This window comes from Bradyrhizobium liaoningense, assembly GCF_018130785.1.
GTDB lineage: Bacteria > Pseudomonadota > Alphaproteobacteria > Rhizobiales > Xanthobacteraceae > Bradyrhizobium > Bradyrhizobium liaoningense_A.
Window position 1 is genome coordinate 39,261 of the sequence record NZ_JAFCJT010000026.1, and the last position, 20,125, is coordinate 59,385.

Sequence of the window (20,125 nt, forward strand, 5' to 3'; positions counted from 1 at the left end):
ACACAGCATGCAAGCATATGCCTGTGGAAGCCGGCTTCGGCGTAGTACATGCCAAACTCCCCTTTAGCCACGCCGTCGGAGCAACGCGCAAGGCAATGACAATCACGTTACCTGCCGCCGCGCGCGAGCCTGACCATCCCATTGCCGACGGCCTTCCGGCCACGCAGCGGCGCTGGGCGATCGCCGCCATCTTCACCGCGCTGGCGATGGCCTCGCTCGACACTGCGATCGCCAATATCGCGCTGCCCGCCATTGCCGCCGACCTGCACGTCACGCCGGAGCAGTCGGTCTGGGTCGTCAACGTCTACCAGATCGCGCTGGTGGCGACGCTGCTGCCGTTAGGGGCGCTCGGCGAGATCGTCGGGCACCAGCGCATCTATCTCGGCGGCCTGATCCTGTTCACCATCGCCTCGCTGTTCTGCGCGGTGGCGTGGTCGCTGGACAGTCTGCTGGTCGCGCGCACGCTGCAGGGCCTGGGAGCCAGCGGCATCATGAGCGTCAACACCGCGCTGGTGCGCTTCGTCTATCCCGGAAGGATGCAGGGCCGCGGCTTCGGCCACAACGCGCTGGTGGTCGCGACCGCCTTCACCTTCGGCCCGTCGATCGCCTCGGCGATCCTGGCGCTCGGCCCGTGGCCCTGGCTGTTCGCCGTCAACATCCCGTTCGGCCTCGTCGCCACGGGCATCGGCTTTGCGATGCTGCCGAAGACACCGCGCGCCGATCACGGCTTCGACTTTCTCGGCGCGCTCCTCGCCGCCGCCTGCCTCGGCCTGTTCATCACCGGCATCGGCAGCGCGGCGCACAATCTGTCGCCAATTGTCGTCGGCATCGAGCTGGTCGCGGCCATCGCGCTCGGCTTCATCCTGACGCGCCGTCACGCCGACCATCCGGCACCGATGTTGCCGATCGACCTGTTCAGCCGGCCGATGTTCGCGCTGTCGGCGGCGACCGCGGTGTGCTCGTTCGCCGTGCAGGGTCTCGCCTTCGTCTCGCTGCCGTTCTATTTCGAGGACGTGCTGGGACGCTCGCAGGTCGAAACCGGCTTCTTCATGACGCCGTGGCCGCTGGTGGTCGGCATCATGGCGCCGATCGCAGGGCGCCTCTCCGACCGCCATCCGGTCGGACTGCTGGGCGGCATCGGCCTGGTGCTGCTCGGCATCGGCATGGCGCTGCTCGCGTTGCTTCCCGCCAACCCCGGCATTCCCGATATCGTCTGGCGGATCATGATCTGCGGCATGGGATTCGGCTTCTTCCAGGCGCCGAACATGAAGGCGCTGATGGGAAGCGCGCCGCCGCATCGGAGCGGCAGCGCCTCGGGCATCGTCGCAACGGCACGCCTGACCGGGCAGACAACCGGCGCGGCACTCGCCGCGGCCTGCTTTGCCATGGTCGGGCACAACGGCGCGACGGTCGCACTTGCGTTAGGTGCAGGCTTTGCCGCGCTCGGTGCCGTGATGAGCTTCCTGCGGCTGGCGGTGAAGTAAGGCCCTCAGGCCAGATGCCGGGCGGCCGTTGCGTCGATCGTCGCTGCCGCCGCGACGACGGGTTCCTCGTCGAGCGCAGCGAGGCGCCCGTCGATGGCTTCGATGACCTTGCGCGAGAACGGCCCGAGATGCGCATAGGCGGCAATCATCTGTACGGCAATGCGCGCCGATGAGGTGTCGCGCTTGGCGCAGTTCATGAAGGTCTGCCACAGCGGCCCGCGCGCCTCGGGAAGGGCGGTGACAACGCGGTGCACCGTCTCCATCGCCCCGACCCGCGAGCGGATGTCGCCTTCGGCGAGCTCGGGGCGTTGCCTGGATCGGTCGAGCAGCGTCATCAGGCGGTCGACGCGTCCTGCGTAGGCGGCGGGGCTGTAGATGTGCTCCAGCACCCGCTTGTAGTCCGTCAGGATGTCGCGCAACGGGCGGAGCGTATCGAAGTTGATGCCGTCCGTGCACTGATCGGCGCCGATGGTCGGCGCCAGATCGTGGCCCCGATGCAGCCGGCCTTCACGCTCGAGGCGCCGCGTCAGCTGCGTGTTCGGCAAGGCATAGAGCAGGCCGACCATGGCGACGGGAATGGCGGCCTCCTCGATGAAATCGATCATCGCCTCCGCCATCGAGACCTTCTCGCTGTCGAAGCCGACGATGAAGCCCGCAGTGACGAGCATGCCGGCGGCATAGATCTTGTGGATGCTCTCGGCGATGTTGCGCCGCGTGTTCTGCTTCTTCCGCATCGCGACCAGCGTTGCAGGGTCCGGACTTTCGATGCCAACGAAGATGCCGAAGAAATTGGCCGCGCCCATCAGCTCCAATAGCTCGGGATCGTCGGCCAGGTTGACCGAGGCCTCGGTGGACAATTCGAAGGGATAGCCGTGCGCGCGCTGCCATTCGGCGAGCTGGGGCAGAAACTGCCGCAGCGACTTCTTGTTGCCGATGAAATTGTCGTCGACGAAGTCGAGATGGCCGCGGTAGCCCATCCGGTAGAGCGTATCGAGCTCGACGAACATCTGCTCGACCGTCTTGGTCCTGGGCACACGGCCGTAGAGCTCGATGATGTCGCAGAACTCACAGGTGAACGGACAGCCGCGCGAATACTGAACACCGAGGTAGAGATAGTCCTCGAACTTCAGGAGATCGAAGCGTGGCACCGGCGTCTTTGTCACGTCGGCCTGGAATTTCGGCGCAGTGAAGACGCCGGAGCGGGTCCCGCTTTCCCAGGCCGCGATGAACTCGTCGATGACGCCCTCGGCCTCGCCGAGCACCCGGAAGTCGGCCTTCTCGTAGATGTGCGGGCTGGAGGTGGGATCGGGTCCGCCGACGACCACCGGCTTGCCGGCGGCGCGGCTGAGTTCGATCAGGCGCAGCGTATCGGCCTGCTGCGGCAGCATGCCGCCGGTGAATACGACATCGGCCCAGGCGAGATCCTCGTCGCCAAGGGGCTGGGTGTTGCAGTCGATTAGCCGGACCGTCCAGTCCTTCGGCAACATCGCGGCGACCGTGATCAGGCCCAGAGGCGCGGCGGGACGCCGCACGCCCATCAGCTTGCAGGACTCACCAAAGCTCCAAAACGACTCCGCGAGGAAGCGCGGATAGAGCATCAGCACATTGCAGGGGGTCGCCACGTTCATGGAACTCCTTTTGAATCGGGTGCAGTGTAGCAAAGCATTGCCGTCTTGCACCCCGGGAAAAGGGACAAACTGTCGCCGCAGTGCAGCGCCGATCGGCCCTGGAGCCGGCATTCACGTCGTCTCAAGCTGCGCACTGGCGCCGACGGAGGTGTCGCTAAGCCGCCCGGCCCCGAGGAGCCGCCGGCGGCCGCATGTAACACCATCCCTGCCCACGATCATCCCCCGGCCGGCAAAATCTTCATTGGCCAGCCCTCGGACTATTGATTTGAACAGTTCCAATTTGCCAGACACATTGTTCCCTGAGTCTAATCGGTGGATTGGGCCAATCAGGGGACTGCGATGGCAAACCTAACAATCAACGGAAAAACTTTCACGCTCGACGTCGAGCCGGATACGCCGCTGCTCTGGGCGATCCGTGAGAATGCCGGCCTGACCGGCACTAAATATGGCTGCGGCATTGCGCAATGCGGCGCCTGCACCGTTCACATGGACGGCGTTGCCATCCGCTCCTGCGGGGTTTCGGTCAGCGAGGCCGAAGGCAAGAAGATCACCACGATCGAGGGGCTTGCGGCCGGCGACACGCTGCACAAGGTGCAGAAGGCCTGGATAGCCCAGGACGTCCCGCAATGCGGCTATTGCCAGAGCGGCATGATCATGGCCGTGGCGGCACTGCTGAGCGAGAAGCCGAAGCCGACCGACGCCGATATCGACGAGGCCATCACCAATATCTGCCGCTGCGGCACCTTCCAGCAGGTGCGCGAAGCGATCCACACGATCGCCAGCGCCTGAGGAGCCGCCCTATGAACAAGCATGTTTCTCCCAAGATGAACCGTCGCGCCTTCGTCGTCGGCACCGCCGCGGTCGGCGCCGGCCTCGCCATCGGGCTCGATCTCCCCTTCGGTGGCCCCGCCGTGGTCCGCGCGGCCGACGGCTCGCCGGAAGTCAACGCCTGGGTCGTAGTCAGACCCGACGACACCGTCGTGATCCGCATCGCCCGCTCCGAGATGGGCCAGGGCTCGCTCACCGGCCTCGCCCAGCTGGTCGCCGAGGAGCTCGAATGCGACTGGTCGAAGGTCACGACCGAATATCCGACCCCCGGCCAGAGCGTCGCCCGCAAGCGCGTCTGGGGCGATTTCTCGACCGGCGGCAGCCGCGGCATCCGCTCGTCGCAGGACTATGTCCGCAAGGGCGGCGCCACCGCGCGCGTGATGTTGATCGAGGCCGCCGCGAACGAGTGGAAGGTGCCGGCCTCCGAATGCACAGTTGCCAAGGGCGTCATCACCCATAAGGCATCCGGCAAGACGACGACTTACGGCAAGGTCGCCGAAGCCGCCGCCAAGCTGACGCCCCCGGCCGACGTCAAGCTCAAGGATCCCAAGGACTGGACCATCGCAGGCAAGGGCCTGCTGCGGCTCGACACCGCCGACAAGACCACCGGCACGATGATCTATGGCATCGACGTCAAGCTGCCCGGCATGCTGAACGCCGCGATCAAGGACTGCCCGGTGTTCGGCGGCAAGCTAAAGAGCTATGACGAAGCCAAGATCGTCGGCATGAAAGGCGTCAAGAAGGTCGTCAAGGTCGGCGACACCGCGGTTGCGGTCGTTGCCGACACCTGGTGGCACGCCAAGACCGCGCTGGAAGCGCTGCCGATCGTCTGGGACGAGGGCGAAAACGCCAAGGTCTCCAGCGAGTCGATCGCGAAGTGGCTCGCGGAGGGCCTGGACAACGACCAGCCGGCCTATGTCGGCAACAAGAACGGCGATGCCAAGGCCGCGATCGCCAGCGCAGCCAAGAAGGTCGAGGCCGTCTACAACTACCCCTACCAGAACCACGCCACGATGGAGCCGATGAACGCCACCGCGCTCTACACGGCGGACAAGTGCGAGGTCTGGTGCGGCACGCAGAATGGCGAGGCGGCTTTCGCGGCCACGTTGGAAGCCTCGGGCCTGCCGGCGGAGAAGTGCGACGTGCACAAGGTGATGCCCGGCGGCGGCTTCGGCCGGCGCGGCCAGACCGACTATGTCCGCCAGGCGGTGTTGATCGCCAAGCAGATGCCGGGCACGCCGATCAAGCTGTTGTGGTCGCGCGAAGAGGACATGGCGCACGGCAGGTATCACCCGATCACCCAGTGCAAGATGACCGGCGCGTTCGACGCCAACAACAATCTGGTGGCGCTGCACTACCGTCTGTCCGGGCAGTCGATCCTGTTCTCGCTCCGCCCCGAAGCGCTGCAGAACGGCATGGATCCGGCCGCATTCCAGGGCGTTGCCCAGTCCGGCGAAGCCGCGTTCGGCTATTCGGTGCCGAACCTCCTGATCGAGCATGCGATGCGCAACCCGCACGTTCCGCCCGGCTTCTGGCGCGGCGTGAACGTCAATCACAACGCGATCTACATGGAATGCTTCATGGACGAGCTGGCCCAGGCCGCAGGCCAGGACCCGCTCGAATTCCGTCGCAAGCTGATGGGCAACCATCCCAAGCATCTGGCGGTGCTCAATGCCGTGGCCGAGAAGATCGGCTGGACCAAGCCGGCGCCGCAGGGCGTCTATCGCGGCATTGCGCAGGTGATGGGCTATGGCAGCTATGTTGCCGGCGCCGCCGAGATCTCGGTGACCGACGGCAACAAGATCAAGGTGCATCGCATCGTCGCCTCCACCGATCCCGGCTACGTCGTCAATCCGGCGCAGGTGGAGCGGCAGATCGCCGGCTCCTTCGTCTATGGCCTCTCCGCGCTGTTCTATGGCGGCTGCACCGTCAAGGACGGCAAGATCGAGCAAACCAACTTCGACACCTACAACTCGATGCGCATCAACGAGATGCCGAAGGTGGAATCGGTGATGGTGCCGAGCGGCGGATTCTGGGGCGGCGTCGGCGAGCCCACCATCGGCGTCGCGGCGCCAGCGGTGCTCAACGCCTATTTCGCAGCCACGGGCAAGCGCATCCGCTCGGTGCCGCTGCGCGACCAGAACATCACCTTCGCGTAAGAGAAGCCGCGGCGGCCGCACCGGCCGCCGCGGCCTTTTCCGGACAAGACTCATGAATGCGCCGGTGACACGGCGGGATGCCATCCTCGGCATCACTGCTGTGGCCACATCGCTCGCCGTCCCCTCGATCCTGCACGCACAATCGGCAGGCCGCATCGTCGTGGTCGGCGGTGGGTTCGGCGGTGCCGCTTGCGCGCGCGCGCTCAAGCGTGCTCAACGAAGCTTGCAGGTCATCCTGATCGAGCCCAATGCGGTCTTCACCTCCTGCCCCTTCAGCAATGAGGTGGTTGCGGGCCTGCGCGACATCGAAGCACAGCAATTTGGTTATGACACGCTGGCCGCCGAGGGCATCACCGTGATCCGGCAGGCCGTGACCACCATCGAGCCGCAACAACGCAGCGTCTTGACCGCCGATGGTGTTGCGCTGCCCTACGACCGCCTCGTGCTCTCGCCCGGCATCGACTTTCATTTCGAGGGCTTGCCCGGCTACGACGAGGCAGCGGCGGAGATCATGCCGCACGCCTGGAAGGCCGGTGCGCAGACGCTGCTGTTGCGCAGGCAATTGGAGGCAATGGAAGACGGCGGCACGGTGGCCATCGCGATCCCGGCCAATCCCTCGCGCTGTCCGCCCGCACCTTACGAGCGCGCCAGCCTGATCGCGCATTACCTGAAGACCAAAAAGCCGCGCTCGAAGGTCCTGATCCTCGATGCCAAGGACAACTTTTCGCAGCAGCGGCTGTTCGAGAAGGCGTGGAAAGAGCTTTACGGCGACATGATCGAGCGCGTGGCACTGTCGCAAGGCGGCCGCGCCACCTCGGTCGATCCCGCGACCAAGACCATCATTACCGAGTTCGGCAACTACACGCCTGATGTCGCCAACGTCATTCCGCCGCAGCGTGCGGGCAGCATTGCCGAGATCGCGGGCGCTGCGGATGCCACCGGCTGGTGTCCGATCGATCCCGTTACCTTCGAGTCAAAACTCGTCAAAAACGTTCACGTCATCGGCGACGCCTGCCTCGGCGGCGGTATTCCAAAATCGGCGTCGGCCGCGAGTGCGCAGGGCAAGGCTTGCGCCGCCGCCATCATCAACCTGTTCGCGGGTCGTGCGCCGGAGGCGCCGCGGCTGACCGGCGTCTGCTATAACACCGTCGCGCCCGGTTACGGCTTTTCGCTTGCCGGCAATTACCAGCCCAAGGGCGACATCTTTGCCGAGGTCGAAGGCGGCGCGACCAGCCCGGTCGATGCGCCGCGCGAGCTTCGCGCCCGCGAGGCGACTGAAGCCGAGCGCTGGTTTCAAACCATCACGGCGGACACCTTTGGCTAGAGCATCCCTCCATATCGCAGCGCTGATCGCCGCCGCTGTCTTGGCTTGCGGAGCAAGAGCGGACGAGCTCGTGCCCTACAAGATCATCGGTGACACCATCCCGAAGCCACTCACGGGCGCGCCGGGCGATCCCGTGCGCGGACGCGCGCTGGTGGTGGCACGCACCACGACCTGCATCCTCTGTCATTCCGGTCCGTTCCCGGAGGTGAAGTTCCAGGGTGACCTCGCGCCCGATCTGACCGGCACCGGGAACTGGTGGTCGGCGGGCCAGTTGCGGCTGCGGCTGGTCGATGCATCGCGCTACAACCCGCAGACCATCATGCCGTCCTATTATCGCAACGACGGGCTGGTCCGGGTCGGGCGCAATTTTGCCGGCAAGCCGATATTATCCGCCGCGGAGATCGAAGACATCGTGGCCTTTCTGGTAACACTTCGGGACTAGGACTGTTCATGCCAACGACGCGACGACAATTCCTGAGCCTTGCCGGAAGCGTGACGGTCGCCGGGACGATCCCGATCGTCACGCTGCGGCCGCTGGAAGCGACGCCCGCGATGCTCAACCCCGCCATCCGCAACGTCGTCGGCGAGGCCCAAATTCGCACCGGCAAGGTGAAGCTCGACATTCCGCCGCTGGTCGAGAACGGCAACACCGTGCCGATGACGGTGAGCGTCGCAAGCCCGATGACGGCGAATGACTACGTCAAGAGCATCCACATCTTCAACGAGAAGAACCCGCAGCCGAACATCGGCAATTTTTATCTCGGCCCCTCCTCCGGCCGCGCCCAGGTCTCGACCCGGATCAGGCTCGCCGACACCCAGAAGGTGGTGGCAATCGCGCGCCTGTCCGACGACACGTTCTGGCAGGTTGCCGCCGACATCGTCGTGACGCTGGCCGCATGTACCGAGGAGATGAACTGATGGCCGCCCTCATCAACGTTCCCTCAAAGGCCAGACGCGGCGACACCATCGAGATCCGCACGCTGACCTCGCATATCATGGAGACCGGCTTCCGCCACACCGCGGACGGAACCCTGGTGCCACGCGACATCATCACGAGCTTCACCTGCCGCTACAACGGCACTGAAATATTTCGCGCCGACCTGTTTCCCGCGATCGCGGCCAATCCGTACCTGTCCTTCTTCACGGTCGCGAAGGAGAGCGGCAAGCTCGAGTTCGAATGGATCGGCGACAACGGCTATTCGTCGACCGCATCGGCATCGATCACGGTCGAATGATTTTTGGACGCGCGATAGCGGCGACAATACTGCTTGTCGTGGCCCCTGCCCTGCTCGCCGGCGAGATTCCGCCGGATGCGCGCCGCTCCGGCTATTCGTTCATGGGGCCGGACACGCGCGCGATGCAGGATGACGACACGTCCAATCCGGGCATGCTCTTCGTGCTCGACGGCGAGGCGCTCTGGGCGAAGAAGACCGGCAACCTCGACAAGGCCTGCGCTGACTGCCATGGCGATGCAACGACCAGCATGAAGGGCGTCGCGGCGCGCTATCCGGCCTTCGACAAGGCGCTGGCGCGTCCCGTCACCCTCGATCAACGCATTAACCTCTGCCGCACCAATCATCAGCAGGCGGCGGCGCTGCCCTACGAGAGCCGCGATCTTTTGGCGCTGTCCGCCTTCATCGCCCACCAGTCCCGCGGCGTCGCGATCACGGCCGGCGATGATCCGGAGCTGAAACCTTTCGTGGCGCAGGGCCGCGATCTCTTCATGCAGCGCGAGGGCCAGCTCAACCTCGCCTGCACCAGTTGCCACGACGACAACTTCGACAAGCGTCTTGCGGGCGCACCGATCACGCAGGGACAGCCGACCGGCTATCCGCTCTACCGCCTGGAGTGGCAGACGCTGGGATCGATCGAGCGTCGGTTGCGCAGTTGCATGACCGGCGTCCGCGCCCAGGCCTACGATTACGGTTCGCCCGAGTTGGTCGCGCTCGAACTCTTTTTGATGTCGAGAGCCCGCGGAATGCCGATGGAAGCGCCGGCGGTGCGCCCCTGATCGTAGATTAGGACTAGGCAGGCGTGGAACGGCCGCTAGTATCCCTCCCAAAGAAATTGAATCAGAGGGAGGGACCGACGTGGCCAACCATAACATCTCGCGCCGCACGCTGTTGACGGGCACCGCCGCGGCTGGCGCGCTCAGCCTGACCGGACTACCGGCACGCGCCGAGGTCAACTGGAAGAAATACGCCGGGACCAAGCTGGAGGTGATCCTTGCCAAAGGTCCGCGCGGCGACAACCTGCAAAAGAACATCAAGGAGTTCACCGAACTCACCGGCATCCAGGTGGAATCCGAACAGATCCCCGAGCAGCAGCAGCGCCAGAAAGTGGTGATCGAGCTGACCTCGGGCCGGCCGAGCTTCGATGTCGTCCATCTCAGCTATCACGTGCAGAAGCGGCAGTTCGAGAAAGCCGGCTGGCTCGCGGACATGACGCCCTTCATGAAGGATTCGACGCTGACCGCGCCCGATCTCGTGGAGAGCGATTTCTCGGCCGCCGGCCTGCAATACGCCAAGAACGACAAGGGCCAGATGCTGTCGCTGCCCTGGTCGGTCGATTACTTCATCCTCTACTACAACAAGGAACTGTTCCAGAAGAAGGGCGTCGCTGTCCCGAAAACCTTCGACGAGATGATCGCGGCCGCCGAGAAGCTGACCGATACCAAGGACGGGACCTACGGTTTCGTCGGACGGGGCTTGCGCAACGCCAACATGACGTTGTGGACGAACTTCTTCCTCAATTGCGGCGGCGAATTCCTCGACGCCAAAGGCAACATCCTGACAGACGGTCCCGAAGCAATCGAGGCGACAAAGATCTACCAGACGCTGCTGACGAAGGTCGCCCCGCCCGGCGTCGCCGGCTTCAACTGGATGGAGTCGATGGCCTCGTTTACGCAAGGGCGTTCGGCGATGTGGATCGACGGCGTCGGCTGGGCGCCGCCGCTGGAGGACCCCGCCGCCTCGCGCGTGGTCGGCAAGGTCGGCTACACCGTCGTCCCGGCCGGGCCGAAGGGGCAATATTCGGCCACCTATGGCGACGGCATCGGAATTGCCGCGGCGAGCAAGAACAAGGAAGCCGCCTATCTGCTCTGCCAGTGGGTGGTCTCGAAGAAGCAGGGCGCGCGGCTGTTGCAGGCTGGCGGCGGCGTGCCGTTCCGCAACTCGATCCTGAACGACACCGAGGTCCAGAGTGGCGTGAAGATGCCCAAGGAGTGGCTGCAATCGGTGATCGACTCCGCCAAGATCAGCAAGCTTGGCCTTCCCGTGATCATCCCGGTCGCCGAATTCCGTGATCTTGTCGGCGCCGCAGTCACCTCGACACTTGCAGGCACGGACCCTGCTGCGGAGTTGAAGAAGGCCCACGACCAGTTTCGGCCGATCCTGGAGCGCAGCGAAAAAGCGTGAGTGCGTTGACACAATCGACTCCGGCCGCGGCACAGTCTGGTGTCGCGCCGGAGAAGGAGTTGCGGCCGCCGTCCTACTGGCCGTTCGTGGTGCCGGCGCTGGTCGTCGTGCTCGCCATCATCATCTTCCCGTGGGTCTTCACTATCTGGATGAGCATGAACGAATGGAAGGTCGGCTCGCCGACCACCTTCGTCGGGTTTTCCAACTATCTGCGGCTGACGAGTGATCCCCGTTTTCTCGAGGCGGTTGGCCACACCTTGGTCTACACCGTGCTGTCGGTGGTGTTGCCACTGATCCTCGGCACGCTCTCAGCCGTGGTGTTTCACCAGAAATTCGCAGGCCGCGGCTTCCTGCGCGGCATCTTCATCATGCCGATGATGGCGACACCCGTCGCGATCGCGCTGGTCTGGACCATGATGTTCCACCCGCAGCTCGGCGTGCTGAACTATCTACTGTCGCTGGTCGGGATCCCGGCACAGCTCTGGGTCTTTCACCCCGCAACCGTCATTCCCTCGCTCGTGCTGGTCGAGACCTGGCAATGGACGCCGCTGGTCATGCTGATCGTGCTCGGCGGCCTCGCTGCGATCCCGACCGAGCCCTATGAGAGCGCGCAGATCGACGGTGCCAGCTTCTGGCAGGTGTTCCGGTTCATCACGCTGCCGCTGATCATGCCGTTCCTGTTCATCGCCGGCATGATCCGCATGATCGACGCAGTGAAGAGTTTCGACATCATCTTCGCGATTACGCAGGGCGGACCGGGCTCAGCGTCGGAGACGATCAACATCTATCTCTACAGCGTCGCCTTCACCTATTACGACCTCGGCTACGGCTCCGCGATCGCGGTGGTGTTCTTCCTGCTGATCGTCCTGCTCGCGGCGGTGATGCTCTATGCCCGCCAGCGCATGCTGTGGACCGAGATCGCGAGGGGCGCATGAACCCAAGTCAAATCAACCTGCGTCAGATCATCGGCAGGATCGGCCTGTGGCTCTCGGTGTTCGTCATCGTGTCGCCGGCGATCCTGTTCTTCCTCTGGATGGCCTCGCTGTCGCTCAAATTCGAGGTCGACAATGCCGCCTACCCGCCGGTGTTCATCCCCGAGCACTTCGCCTGGAAGAACTATGCCGACGTACTCGCCTCCAACCGCTTCCTGACCTATTTCGTCAACAGTCTGATCGTCACCGGCAGCGCCACCGCGCTGGCACTGCTCGTCGGCGTCCCCGCCGGCTACGGTATCGCGCGCATGGCCGCGCACAAATCCGCGATCGTGATCCTGATCGCCCGCATCACGCCCGGCCTGTCCTATTTGATCCCGCTGTTCCTGCTGTTCCAGTGGCTGGGATTGCTCGGCACGCTGGTGCCGCAGATCATCATCCATCTCGTCGTGACGGTGCCGATCGTGATCTGGATCATGATCGGATATTTCGAGACCACGCCGATGGAGCTCGAAGAAGCCGCCCTCATCGACGGTGCTACGCGCTGGCAGGTGTTTCGACACGTGGCCTTGCCGATCGCGCGGCCGGGCATCGCGGTCGCCTTCATCCTCGCCGTGATCTTCTCCTGGAACAACTTTGTGTTCGGTATCGTGCTGGCGGGACGCGAGACGCGCACTCTGCCTGTTGCAGTCTACAACATGATCTCGTTCGACCAGCTGAGCTGGGGTCCGCTGGCGGCCGCCGCCCTGATCGTCACCTTCCCGGTGCTGCTGCTGACGGTGCTCGCCCAGCGGCAGATCGTCGCCGGGCTCACCGCGGGGGCTGTCAAGGGCGGTTAGCAAATGAAGCAGCCGGGACACGACATCGCCCGGCTGCGTTTCATGTTTTCCCGGACCTACTCCGCAGGCGCGGCGTGCATCTCCGGATGGGCGGCGTAGTGCTCGGTGGTGCCGAGCCTGCTGGCCGCGAACAGTCCCGCCGCCATCACCGCGTAGGCGAACGCAACCGCGGGCGTGACGCCGAAGCCGCCGCCGATGCCGACGGCTTCTCCGTGCATGAAGCCGAAGTAAGTCAGCACGGCACCGACCAGCGCAAAGGCCGAGGCCTTCTCGAAATCGCGCTCGATGATGAAGACGCCGATTGCACCGAGGATGAGGCCGCCGAGGATGGAGCCGCCGCCCATCACTTCCAAACCGTGATAGAACACGCCTTGCTGTGGCAATGCTGCGATCGCCGCAGCCTTGACCGCGTCGGCCTTGTCGGCGGCGAGACCGCCGACAGAGGTCGCCGCCATCATGGTCGAGCCGAGCATCGTGTCGATCTGGAGCTTGGCCCAGGCGGCAAGATGTGGGGTCAGCGCCAGCACGATCGCGGGCGCGTGCTTGACCGGCGTGGTCTGGAACGCCTGCGCGCCGATCAGCATGCCGATATAGAGCAGGATCGGCGAGATCGCGACGACGGGCACGAGTGCCAGCAGCACCGAGATGATGCCGAACCAGGCCAGCACCACCACCATGATGCCGGTCGCAGCCGAATAGCCGATGCGGCCGCCCATCGCCTTCCAGCCGGGATGACCGATATAGACGGCGTTGATGAAGGGGTTGCCCATCAGGCAGCCGATCAGGCTGACGACGCCGTCGGCGGTGAGCACCCGCGTGGTCGGATATTCGTCGCCGGCCGCTTCCGCGCTCTCGACATTGTCCATGGCCTCGACGAGGTCGTAGATGCCGAACGGAATGGCGGTAACCAGGATGATGCCGAGGAATTCGAAGCCGGAGAAGACGTAGCCCACCGCCGGGATCGGCACCGAGAAGCCGAAATTCGCGAAAGCGTCGCCGACGCCCTTGACGCTCAGCCCACCGAGACCGAGGCCGAACAGGTTCGAGCCCCAGGCGATGACCATGCCGACCGCGATCGCGACGAGGCCCGCGGGAATGCCGCGCCAATATCTCACGCCGCCGAACCAGCTCACCAGGATGATGGCGAAGCAGACCAGGCCGATCTGCGGCGTCATGTACATCTCTAACGCCGGACGCATCGAGATGAAGGTGACGGAGACGCCGGCGAGCGTGCCGAGCAGCGCCGCGCGCGGCGTGATCTTGCGGATGAACGGTGCGATGAAGCCGCCGATCATCAGGATAAAGCTCTGGAAAAACACCCAGACGAGGCCCGCCGACCAGCCCTTGAGCGGATCGCCGGTCTTCAGCGTGATCGGCAGCATGATCACGAAGGTGACGATGAACATGTGCGGCACGCTGACGCCCGACGGTAACGCGCAGACGTCGTTGCGGCCGGTCTTCTGCGCGAGACGATAGGCGAGGTATGCGTAGTAGAAGGTCGACAGGCACATCATCAGCCCGAGTGCCGGCAGGATGCGGCCGAACACGAGACCATCAGGCATCTTCAGCACGAAGCGCAGCAGGCCTGTGAGCACCAGCATGTTGACGAGGATGTTGGTGCCGAAGCCGAAAAACGCGTTCCAGTCGCCCGATGTCCATAGTGCCGGCTTGAATTCGGACGTATTGCTCTCAGATTTGCCGGCCGTCCCCGTCAATGTGCTCATGACACTACCCCTGTGTGGTCGAAGTCTTCATTGCCTCCAGTACTGCGGCTGAGTCCGCGACCCAGCCGAAGATGCCGCCCTGGGCCTTGATCATCTTCAGGCCCATCTCGTGAAACTCGGGGAAGTAGGACGCACAGCCGTCCGACATGACGACGCAGCGATAGCCGCGGTCATTGGCCTCGCGCACGGTGGTGTTGACGCACACTTCCGTTGTGACGCCGCAGACGAGCAAGTTCTCGATGCCGTATTTCTCCAGCACGTCGGTGAGCTCGGTGGCGTAGAACGCGCCCTTGCCGGGCTTGTCGATCACGACCTCGCTGTCGAGCGGATAAAGCTCGGGAATGATGTCGTGGCCGGCCTCGCCACGAATGAGGATGCGCCCCATCGGGCCGGGATCGCCGATGCGCAAGGACGGCGCGCCGCGCTCGACTTTTGCGGGCGGCGCGTCGGAAAGATCGGGCAGATGCCCCTCGCGGGTATGGATCACCAGCATGCCGGTGTCACGCGCCGCCTTCAGCACCACCCCGATCGGCTTTACCGCGCGCGCGAGCTGGCTGACGTCATTGCCGAGCGTCTCGCCAAAGCCGCCGGGCTCCATGAAATCGCGCTGCATGTCGATGATGAGAAGCGCGGTGCTCGCCCAGTCGAGCTTGATCGGCTCAGGCTCGGCGCTGATGACGCCCAGTGTCGGCTTGCTTGAGCTCAACATGACGCAGGTCCCCGCGAGAACTCTCTTTGCCAGGAGTTCTGCAAGCGCCGTGCCATTGTGTACAATTGCGGGAGAGCACGAGGCGTGGAAGAATTTGTAGCGTGCTCAAAACCTTACGCGAGAAGCCGACGCCTGCTTATTCCCTGTGCGACGGCTTTGCGACGTGCAATTGCTTAAAGGATGAGCGCTCTCCGCTCGTCATTCCGGGGCGACGCCTCGCGCCTACCGCCCCGCGCCGTACAGCTGCCGATATTCATTCTCATACGGCGCATACGAATCCTTCAGCGTCGCCATGTTCAGCAGCATCGTCGCCACCACAGCGCCCGCCTTGTCGAACACGCGCGTCTTCACCCAGGCGCTCTCGGTGCGGCGGCTGCCGGACAGCATGACGACCTCGCGCTCGACTTCATATTCCTCGTCGGCGAACAGCGGCCCCTTCACCAGCCTGATCTCCTGATCGGCGAACAGGCCGACGGCCGGTCCCTTCGCCGGCAACGGATCATCCTTGGAGCGGTACTGGAACAACACGCTCAGCATCTCCATCGGGATGATGGCCTTGCGCCAGGGATTATCGGCGCCCGCATAGTAAGGCGAGTTCTCGGTGATGACGGCGAGCTTTTGCCGGAGGGAGAACGGATAGAGGTCGCCCATGCTCTGGTCGAACGCCATCCGCACCGCCTGCCGCTTGCTGGTCTGCGCCACCTTCACGTCGCGCAGGATCACGGGATCGGCGAGCGGCCTGAGCTCGGTGAGGCGTGTCTCCAGTGCGGTCGCCGCGTGCGGTTCGCCGACCGAGGCTGTGCCGCGCAGCACCTCGGTGCCATCGCGCTTGACCATCTGGATCTGGCACTGGCGCGTGCCGGGCAGCGGCTTCGACAGGATCGCCTGCACCTCCTCGCCTTCGTAGCAGACGCTGCGATAATGTGCGGAGAGACAACCGGTCTCGAACCAGGCCTGCCCCCACAGACGCGCGCCGAGCGGGGCGAACTGGCTGAAATGCGTGGGACCCTCGATGGTGCCGCCCTTGAAGCCGAGCTTCTGCGCGGTGGCATCGTCGTGGATCGAGGCGTGCGCGTCGTAAGTCTGCGCCTGCAGCATCTGGCGCGGCCGGCGCCACGGGCCGATCAGCGCCTCGGCCGTCTCGGTGATCTCGGTGTCGAATGCGTTCGCCATCATGATGTTCTCCACACGCAGCCATGACTAGCAGGAGCGCCACGGATGCGGCCAGCGATATTGACTTCGCCGGCCCATGCTTTTGACTGTCATAATTCGCGTCGCGCCGCCGCACTCCCTTCCGCAGCGCAAACCCCACGCCGAGCAAGAGACGAGGACTCCTGAAATGACGCTGATGCAGGTCGAGCTGGACGACAAATACCGGCTCGAATCGAAGCGGATCTTCCTGTCCGGCACGCAGGCGCTGGTTCGGTTGCCCATGTTGCAGCGCGAACGGGACCGGCTTCAGGGCCTCAACACCGGCGGCTTCATCTCCGGCTATCGCGGTTCCCCGCTCGGCATGTACGACCACGCGCTGTGGCGCGCGAAGTCGCACCTCCAGCAGCACGACATCGCCTTCGTCCCCGGCCTGAACGAGGACTTGGCTGCGACCGCCGTCTGGGGCAGCCAGCAGGTCGGCCTGTTTCCAGGCGCCAAGGTCGATGGCGTGTTCGGCATCTGGTATGGAAAGGGCCCGGGTGTCGACCGCTCGGTCGACGCGCTGAAGCACGCCAACGCTGCCGGCACCTCGCTGAACGGCGGCGTGCTGGCGCTGGCCGGTGACGACCATGGCTGCCAGTCCTCGACGCTGGCACATCAGAGCGAGCAGGTGTTCGCGGCGGCATTGATCCCCGTGATCAATCCCGCGACGCTCCAGGATTATCTCGATCTCGGCCTCTACGGCTTCGCGCTGTCGCGCTTCTCCGGCTGCTGGGTCGGCTTCAAGGCGATCAGCGAGACCGTGGAAAGCTCGGCGTCGATCTATAGCGATCCGGAACGCATCCAGATCAAGCTGCCCGATGATTTCGAGATGCCGCCCGGCGGCCTCAACATCCGCTGGCCCGATCCGCCGCTGGACGCCGAGAGACGTCTGTTCGGCCCGAAGATGGCCGCCGTGCAGGCCTTTGCCCGCGCCAACCAGCTCGACCGCATCGTGCTCGATTCAAAGCCGGCCCGGCTCGGCATTCTCGCGACCGGCAAGGCCTATCTCGACCTCCGCCAGGCGTTGGCCGATTTGGGCATCACCGACAAGGACGCGCAGGACCTGGGCTTGCGCATCTACAAGGTCGCGCTGACCTGGCCGCTGGAGGAAAGCGGCGCGAAGCGTTTTGCCGAAGGCCTTCAGGACGTACTCGTGGTCGAGGAGAAGCGCGGCTTCATCGAAGACCAACTGATGCGCATCCTCTACAACATCGATGCGTCCCGGCGCCCCACCGTCACGGGCAAGCGCGACGAGCGCGGCGCGCCGCTGCTGCCGAGCGAGGGCGAGCTGACGCCGACCATCGTCGCTGGCGCGCTGGTAGCGCGCTTGCGCAAGCTCGGGCATCACAGTCCGGTCCTGGAGCAGCGCCTCGCCCGGCTCGAGGCGTTCGACAATCCCGTCACATCAAGCACGCAGATCAAGCTCGCGCGCACGCCGTTCTTCTGCTCGGGCTGCCCGCACAATTCCTCGACGCGCGTGCCCGAGGGCAGCCGCGCCATGGCTGGCATCGGCTGCCACGGCATGGCCCTGAGCATGCCGACCCGCCGCACCGATCTGATCTCGCATATGGGCGCCGAGGGCGTGAACTGGATCGGCCAGTCGCCCTTCACCACCGAGAAGCACATTTTTCAGAATCTCGGTGACGGCACCTACACCCATTCCGGGCTTCTCGCCCTTCGTGCCGCTTCGGCCGCCGGCATCAACATCACCTACAAGATCCTCTACAATGACGCGGTCGCGATGACCGGCGGCCAGCCGGCCGAGGGCGCCTTCAATGTCGCGCAGATCGCTCACCAGGTCTGGGCGGAAGGCGTGAAGCGACTGGCGATCGTCTCCGACGATCCCACCAAATATCCCGAGGGCAACTACTTCCCGCAAGGCGCGACGATCCATCACCGCCGCGAGCTCGATGCCGTGCAGCGCGAGCTGCGCGACATCAAGGGTCTCACCGTCGTCATCTACGACCAGACTTGCGCCGCCGAGAAGCGCCGCCGCCGCAAGCGCGGGCTCTATCCCGATCCCGCCAAGCGCGCCTTCATCAATGAGCTCGTCTGCGAAGGCTGCGGCGATTGCTCCCAGGCCTCCAACTGCGTCTCGGTGCAGCCGCTGGAGACCGAGTTCGGCCGCAAGCGGCAGATCGACCAGTCCAACTGCAACAAGGACTTTTCCTGCGTCGAGGGCTTTTGCCCGAGCTTTGTCACCGTGCATGGCGGCTCGCTGAAGCGGATGAAGACGTCGGCGGTCGACTCCGGACAGTTGTTCGCCGACCTGCCGCTGCCTCCTGCTCGCGAGCTGGAGGCACCGTACAACATCCTCGTCACCGGCATCGGCGGCACCGGCGTCATCACCATCGGCGCGTTGCTCGGCATGGCGGCCCATGTCGACGGCCGCGGCTGCTCCGCGCTGGACTTCACCGGCCTGTCGCAGAAGAACGGCGCGGTGATGAGCCATGTCCGCATCGCACAGAGGCCCGAGGATATTTCCGCGGTCCGCATCACCACCGGCGGCGCCGACGTCATTCTCGGCTGCGACATGATCGTCTCGGCGGGTCCCTCCGCGCTCAGCCGCGCCGAGCGTGGCGTGACCAAGGCGTACATCAACGCCGACCTGCAGCCGACCGCGAGCTTCGTACAAAATCCCGATCTCGATTTCGAGATGGGCACGATGCAGACTGTGCTGCGCGACGCCGTAGGCGACAAGAACCTCGACATCATCGACGCGACAGGCATCGCCGCGGCGCTGATGGGCGACAGCATCGCAACCAATCCCTTCATGCTGGGCTTCGCCTTTCAGAAGGGCGCGATCCCGCTCTCGCTGGAGGCGCTGCTGCGCGCCATCGAGATCAACGGCGCCGCGATCGAGATGAACAAGCTCGCCTTCACCTGGGGCCGGCTGGCCGCCCACGACATGTCGCGCGTGCGCAGCGTGCTCCAGTTCAAGAGCCGGGCCTCGGCGCCGACGAAGTCACTCGACGACATCATCGCGACGCGCGCCGAATTCCTGACCGGCTACCAGGACAAGGCCTACGCGGATCGCTACCTCGCGGCTGTGACCAAGGTACGCAAGGCGGAGAATGCCGCCTCGCCCGCCTCCACGGAGCTGACCGAGGCCGTGGCAAAGAACCTGTTCAAGCTGATGTCCTACAAGGACGAGTACGAGGTCGCGCGGCTCTACACCGACGGCAGCTTTGCGAAGAAGGTGTCGGAGAAGTTCGATGGCGACTTCACGCTGAAATACCACCTCGCCCCGCCGATTTTCGCGCAGCGGGACAAGACCACCGGACATCTTCAGAAGAAGGAGTTCGGCGGCTGGATGATCCACGCCTTCCGCATCCTCGCCAAGCTGAAGTTCCTGCGGGGCGGCGCGTTCGACCCCTTCGGCCGCACCGAGGAGCGCCGGACCGAGCGGAAGCTGGTCGAGGATTATCTCGGCATGATCGACCAGCGGATGGCCGGGCTGAAGGCGGAGCAGATCCCGCTGCTGACGCGGCTCGCACGCGTGCCCGAGACGATCCGCGGCTTCGGCCACGTCAAGGAAGCCAACGTCAAGCTCGCGGCGGCGGAGAAGGCGCGGCTGGAAGCGGAGCTGGAGAACAGCCGCTTTGCGGCGGCGGCGGAGTAGCGGGAAGGCACGCACTCTCTCCACGTCATTGCGAGGAGCGAAGCGACGAAGCAATCCAGAGTCTTCCCGCGGAGACAGACTGGATTGCTTCGCTACGCTCGCAATGACGAGATTGTAGGACGCACTCGCCACACACTCGGTGTCATCGCCCGCGAAGGGCGGGCGATCCAGTATTCCAGAGACGCGCGTTGGAGAGCTCGCTCTCACCACGCCCCTCGCGGCGTACTGGGTGCCCCGCCTTCGCGGGGCATGACAGTGGTGGGCGT

At 64.7% G+C, this 20,125-nt stretch carries 16 protein-coding genes; 12 read left to right on the top strand and 4 right to left on the bottom strand.

Annotated elements, in window-relative coordinates; genetic code table 11:
- Window positions 1–95: 95 nt before the first annotated feature.
- Window positions 96–1,484 carry an MFS transporter gene (locus JQ627_RS32930; RefSeq protein WP_212488520.1) on the top strand — a complete coding sequence of 463 codons (1,389 nt, stop codon included), beginning with the start codon at window positions 96–98 and terminating at the stop codon, window positions 1,482–1,484.
- Between the two features lie 5 nt (window positions 1,485–1,489).
- Here JQ627_RS32930 and JQ627_RS32935 read toward each other — a convergent pair whose 3' ends face one another.
- Window positions 1,490–3,112, bottom strand: a complete 1,623-nt coding sequence (locus JQ627_RS32935) for a B12-binding domain-containing radical SAM protein (protein WP_212488521.1) — start codon at window positions 3,110–3,112, stop codon at window positions 1,490–1,492.
- Window positions 3,113–3,451: 339 nt separating this feature from the next.
- On the opposite strand from JQ627_RS32935, the gene JQ627_RS32940 reads away from it, so the two are divergent.
- From JQ627_RS32940 to JQ627_RS32985, 10 genes are all read left to right on the top strand, one after another.
- Entirely contained in the window at window positions 3,452–3,901 is a 450-nt protein-coding gene (locus JQ627_RS32940) for a (2Fe-2S)-binding protein (protein ID WP_212488522.1), read from the top strand.
- Window positions 3,902–3,912: 11 nt separating this feature from the next.
- Entirely contained in the window at window positions 3,913–6,099 is a 2,187-nt protein-coding gene (locus JQ627_RS32945; protein ID WP_212488523.1) for a molybdopterin cofactor-binding domain-containing protein, read from the top strand.
- A 52-nt stretch (window positions 6,100–6,151) separates the two neighbouring features.
- A complete protein-coding gene (locus JQ627_RS32950; RefSeq protein ID WP_212488524.1) occupies window positions 6,152–7,423 on the top strand; it encodes an NAD(P)/FAD-dependent oxidoreductase in 1,272 nt (423 codons plus the stop codon).
- The gene (gene soxX / locus JQ627_RS32955; protein ID WP_212488525.1) at window positions 7,416–7,865 is read left to right on the top strand and encodes a sulfur oxidation c-type cytochrome SoxX; all 450 of its coding nucleotides are present in this window, start codon (window positions 7,416–7,418) and stop codon (window positions 7,863–7,865) included. The genes JQ627_RS32950 and soxX overlap by 8 nt, the downstream gene beginning before the upstream one ends.
- A gap of 8 nt (window positions 7,866–7,873) precedes the next feature.
- The gene (locus JQ627_RS32960; RefSeq protein WP_212488526.1) at window positions 7,874–8,341 is read left to right on the top strand and encodes a SoxY-related AACIE arm protein; all 468 of its coding nucleotides are present in this window, start codon (window positions 7,874–7,876) and stop codon (window positions 8,339–8,341) included.
- On the top strand, window positions 8,341–8,658 hold the full coding sequence (gene soxZ, locus JQ627_RS32965; protein ID WP_212488527.1) for a thiosulfate oxidation carrier complex protein SoxZ: 318 nt from the start codon (window positions 8,341–8,343) through the stop codon (window positions 8,656–8,658). The genes JQ627_RS32960 and soxZ overlap by 1 nt, the downstream gene beginning before the upstream one ends.
- Window positions 8,655–9,434: a sulfur oxidation c-type cytochrome SoxA gene (soxA, locus tag JQ627_RS32970; protein ID WP_212488528.1), complete on the top strand. Its 780-nt coding sequence runs from the start codon at window positions 8,655–8,657 to the stop codon at window positions 9,432–9,434. The genes soxZ and soxA overlap by 4 nt, the downstream gene beginning before the upstream one ends.
- 79 nt (window positions 9,435–9,513) lie before the next feature.
- Window positions 9,514–10,839 carry an extracellular solute-binding protein gene (locus JQ627_RS32975; protein ID WP_212488529.1) on the top strand — a complete coding sequence of 442 codons (1,326 nt, stop codon included), beginning with the start codon at window positions 9,514–9,516 and terminating at the stop codon, window positions 10,837–10,839.
- Window positions 10,836–11,774, top strand: coding sequence for a carbohydrate ABC transporter permease (locus tag JQ627_RS32980; RefSeq protein ID WP_212488530.1), 939 nt, complete (start codon window positions 10,836–10,838; stop codon window positions 11,772–11,774). Before JQ627_RS32975 ends, JQ627_RS32980 begins: the two co-directional genes overlap by 4 nt.
- On the top strand, window positions 11,771–12,610 hold the full coding sequence (locus tag JQ627_RS32985) for a carbohydrate ABC transporter permease (RefSeq protein ID WP_249143599.1): 840 nt from the start codon (window positions 11,771–11,773) through the stop codon (window positions 12,608–12,610). Before JQ627_RS32980 ends, JQ627_RS32985 begins: the two co-directional genes overlap by 4 nt.
- Before the next feature lie 56 nt (window positions 12,611–12,666).
- Here JQ627_RS32985 and JQ627_RS32990 read toward each other — a convergent pair whose 3' ends face one another.
- From JQ627_RS32990 to JQ627_RS33000, 3 genes are all read right to left on the bottom strand, one after another.
- Window positions 12,667–14,334: a regulator gene (locus tag JQ627_RS32990; protein WP_212488531.1), complete on the bottom strand. Its 1,668-nt coding sequence runs from the start codon at window positions 14,332–14,334 to the stop codon at window positions 12,667–12,669.
- Between the two features lie 4 nt (window positions 14,335–14,338).
- Window positions 14,339–15,043 (bottom strand): cysteine hydrolase family protein, encoded by a 705-nt coding sequence (locus JQ627_RS32995; RefSeq protein ID WP_212488532.1) that lies wholly within the window; start codon window positions 15,041–15,043, stop codon window positions 14,339–14,341.
- 222 nt (window positions 15,044–15,265) lie between these two features.
- Complete coding sequence (locus tag JQ627_RS33000; protein WP_212488533.1) at window positions 15,266–16,219, bottom strand: hypothetical protein; 954 nt, start codon at window positions 16,217–16,219, stop codon at window positions 15,266–15,268.
- A 163-nt stretch (window positions 16,220–16,382) separates the two neighbouring features.
- On the opposite strand from JQ627_RS33000, the gene JQ627_RS33005 reads away from it, so the two are divergent.
- Window positions 16,383–19,859 (top strand): indolepyruvate ferredoxin oxidoreductase family protein, encoded by a 3,477-nt coding sequence (locus JQ627_RS33005; RefSeq protein ID WP_212488534.1) that lies wholly within the window; start codon window positions 16,383–16,385, stop codon window positions 19,857–19,859.
- Window positions 19,860–20,125 lie beyond the last annotated feature (266 nt).

What these genes read in the sequence shown, in the direction of transcription:
- JQ627_RS32930 (WP_212488520.1), top strand. Translation starts at nt 96, where the DNA reads ATGACAATCACGTTACCTGCCGCCGCGCGCGAGCCTGACCATCCCATT.
- JQ627_RS32960 (WP_212488526.1), top strand. Translation starts at nt 7,874, where the DNA reads ATGCCAACGACGCGACGACAATTCCTGAGCCTTGCCGGAAGCGTGACG.
- JQ627_RS33000 (WP_212488533.1), bottom strand. Translation starts at nt 16,219, where the DNA reads ATGATGGCGAACGCATTCGACACCGAGATCACCGAGACGGCCGAGGCG.
- JQ627_RS32940 (WP_212488522.1), top strand. Translation starts at nt 3,452, where the DNA reads ATGGCAAACCTAACAATCAACGGAAAAACTTTCACGCTCGACGTCGAG.
- JQ627_RS32985 (WP_249143599.1), top strand. Translation starts at nt 11,771, where the DNA reads ATGAACCCAAGTCAAATCAACCTGCGTCAGATCATCGGCAGGATCGGC.
- JQ627_RS32945 (WP_212488523.1), top strand. Translation starts at nt 3,913, where the DNA reads ATGAACAAGCATGTTTCTCCCAAGATGAACCGTCGCGCCTTCGTCGTC.
- JQ627_RS32935 (WP_212488521.1), bottom strand. Translation starts at nt 3,112, where the DNA reads ATGAACGTGGCGACCCCCTGCAATGTGCTGATGCTCTATCCGCGCTTC.
- JQ627_RS32950 (WP_212488524.1), top strand. Translation starts at nt 6,152, where the DNA reads ATGAATGCGCCGGTGACACGGCGGGATGCCATCCTCGGCATCACTGCT.
- JQ627_RS33005 (WP_212488534.1), top strand. Translation starts at nt 16,383, where the DNA reads ATGACGCTGATGCAGGTCGAGCTGGACGACAAATACCGGCTCGAATCG.
- JQ627_RS32990 (WP_212488531.1), bottom strand. Translation starts at nt 14,334, where the DNA reads ATGAGCACATTGACGGGGACGGCCGGCAAATCTGAGAGCAATACGTCC.
- soxZ (WP_212488527.1), top strand. Translation starts at nt 8,341, where the DNA reads ATGGCCGCCCTCATCAACGTTCCCTCAAAGGCCAGACGCGGCGACACC.
- soxA (WP_212488528.1), top strand. Translation starts at nt 8,655, where the DNA reads ATGATTTTTGGACGCGCGATAGCGGCGACAATACTGCTTGTCGTGGCC.
- JQ627_RS32995 (WP_212488532.1), bottom strand. Translation starts at nt 15,043, where the DNA reads ATGTTGAGCTCAAGCAAGCCGACACTGGGCGTCATCAGCGCCGAGCCT.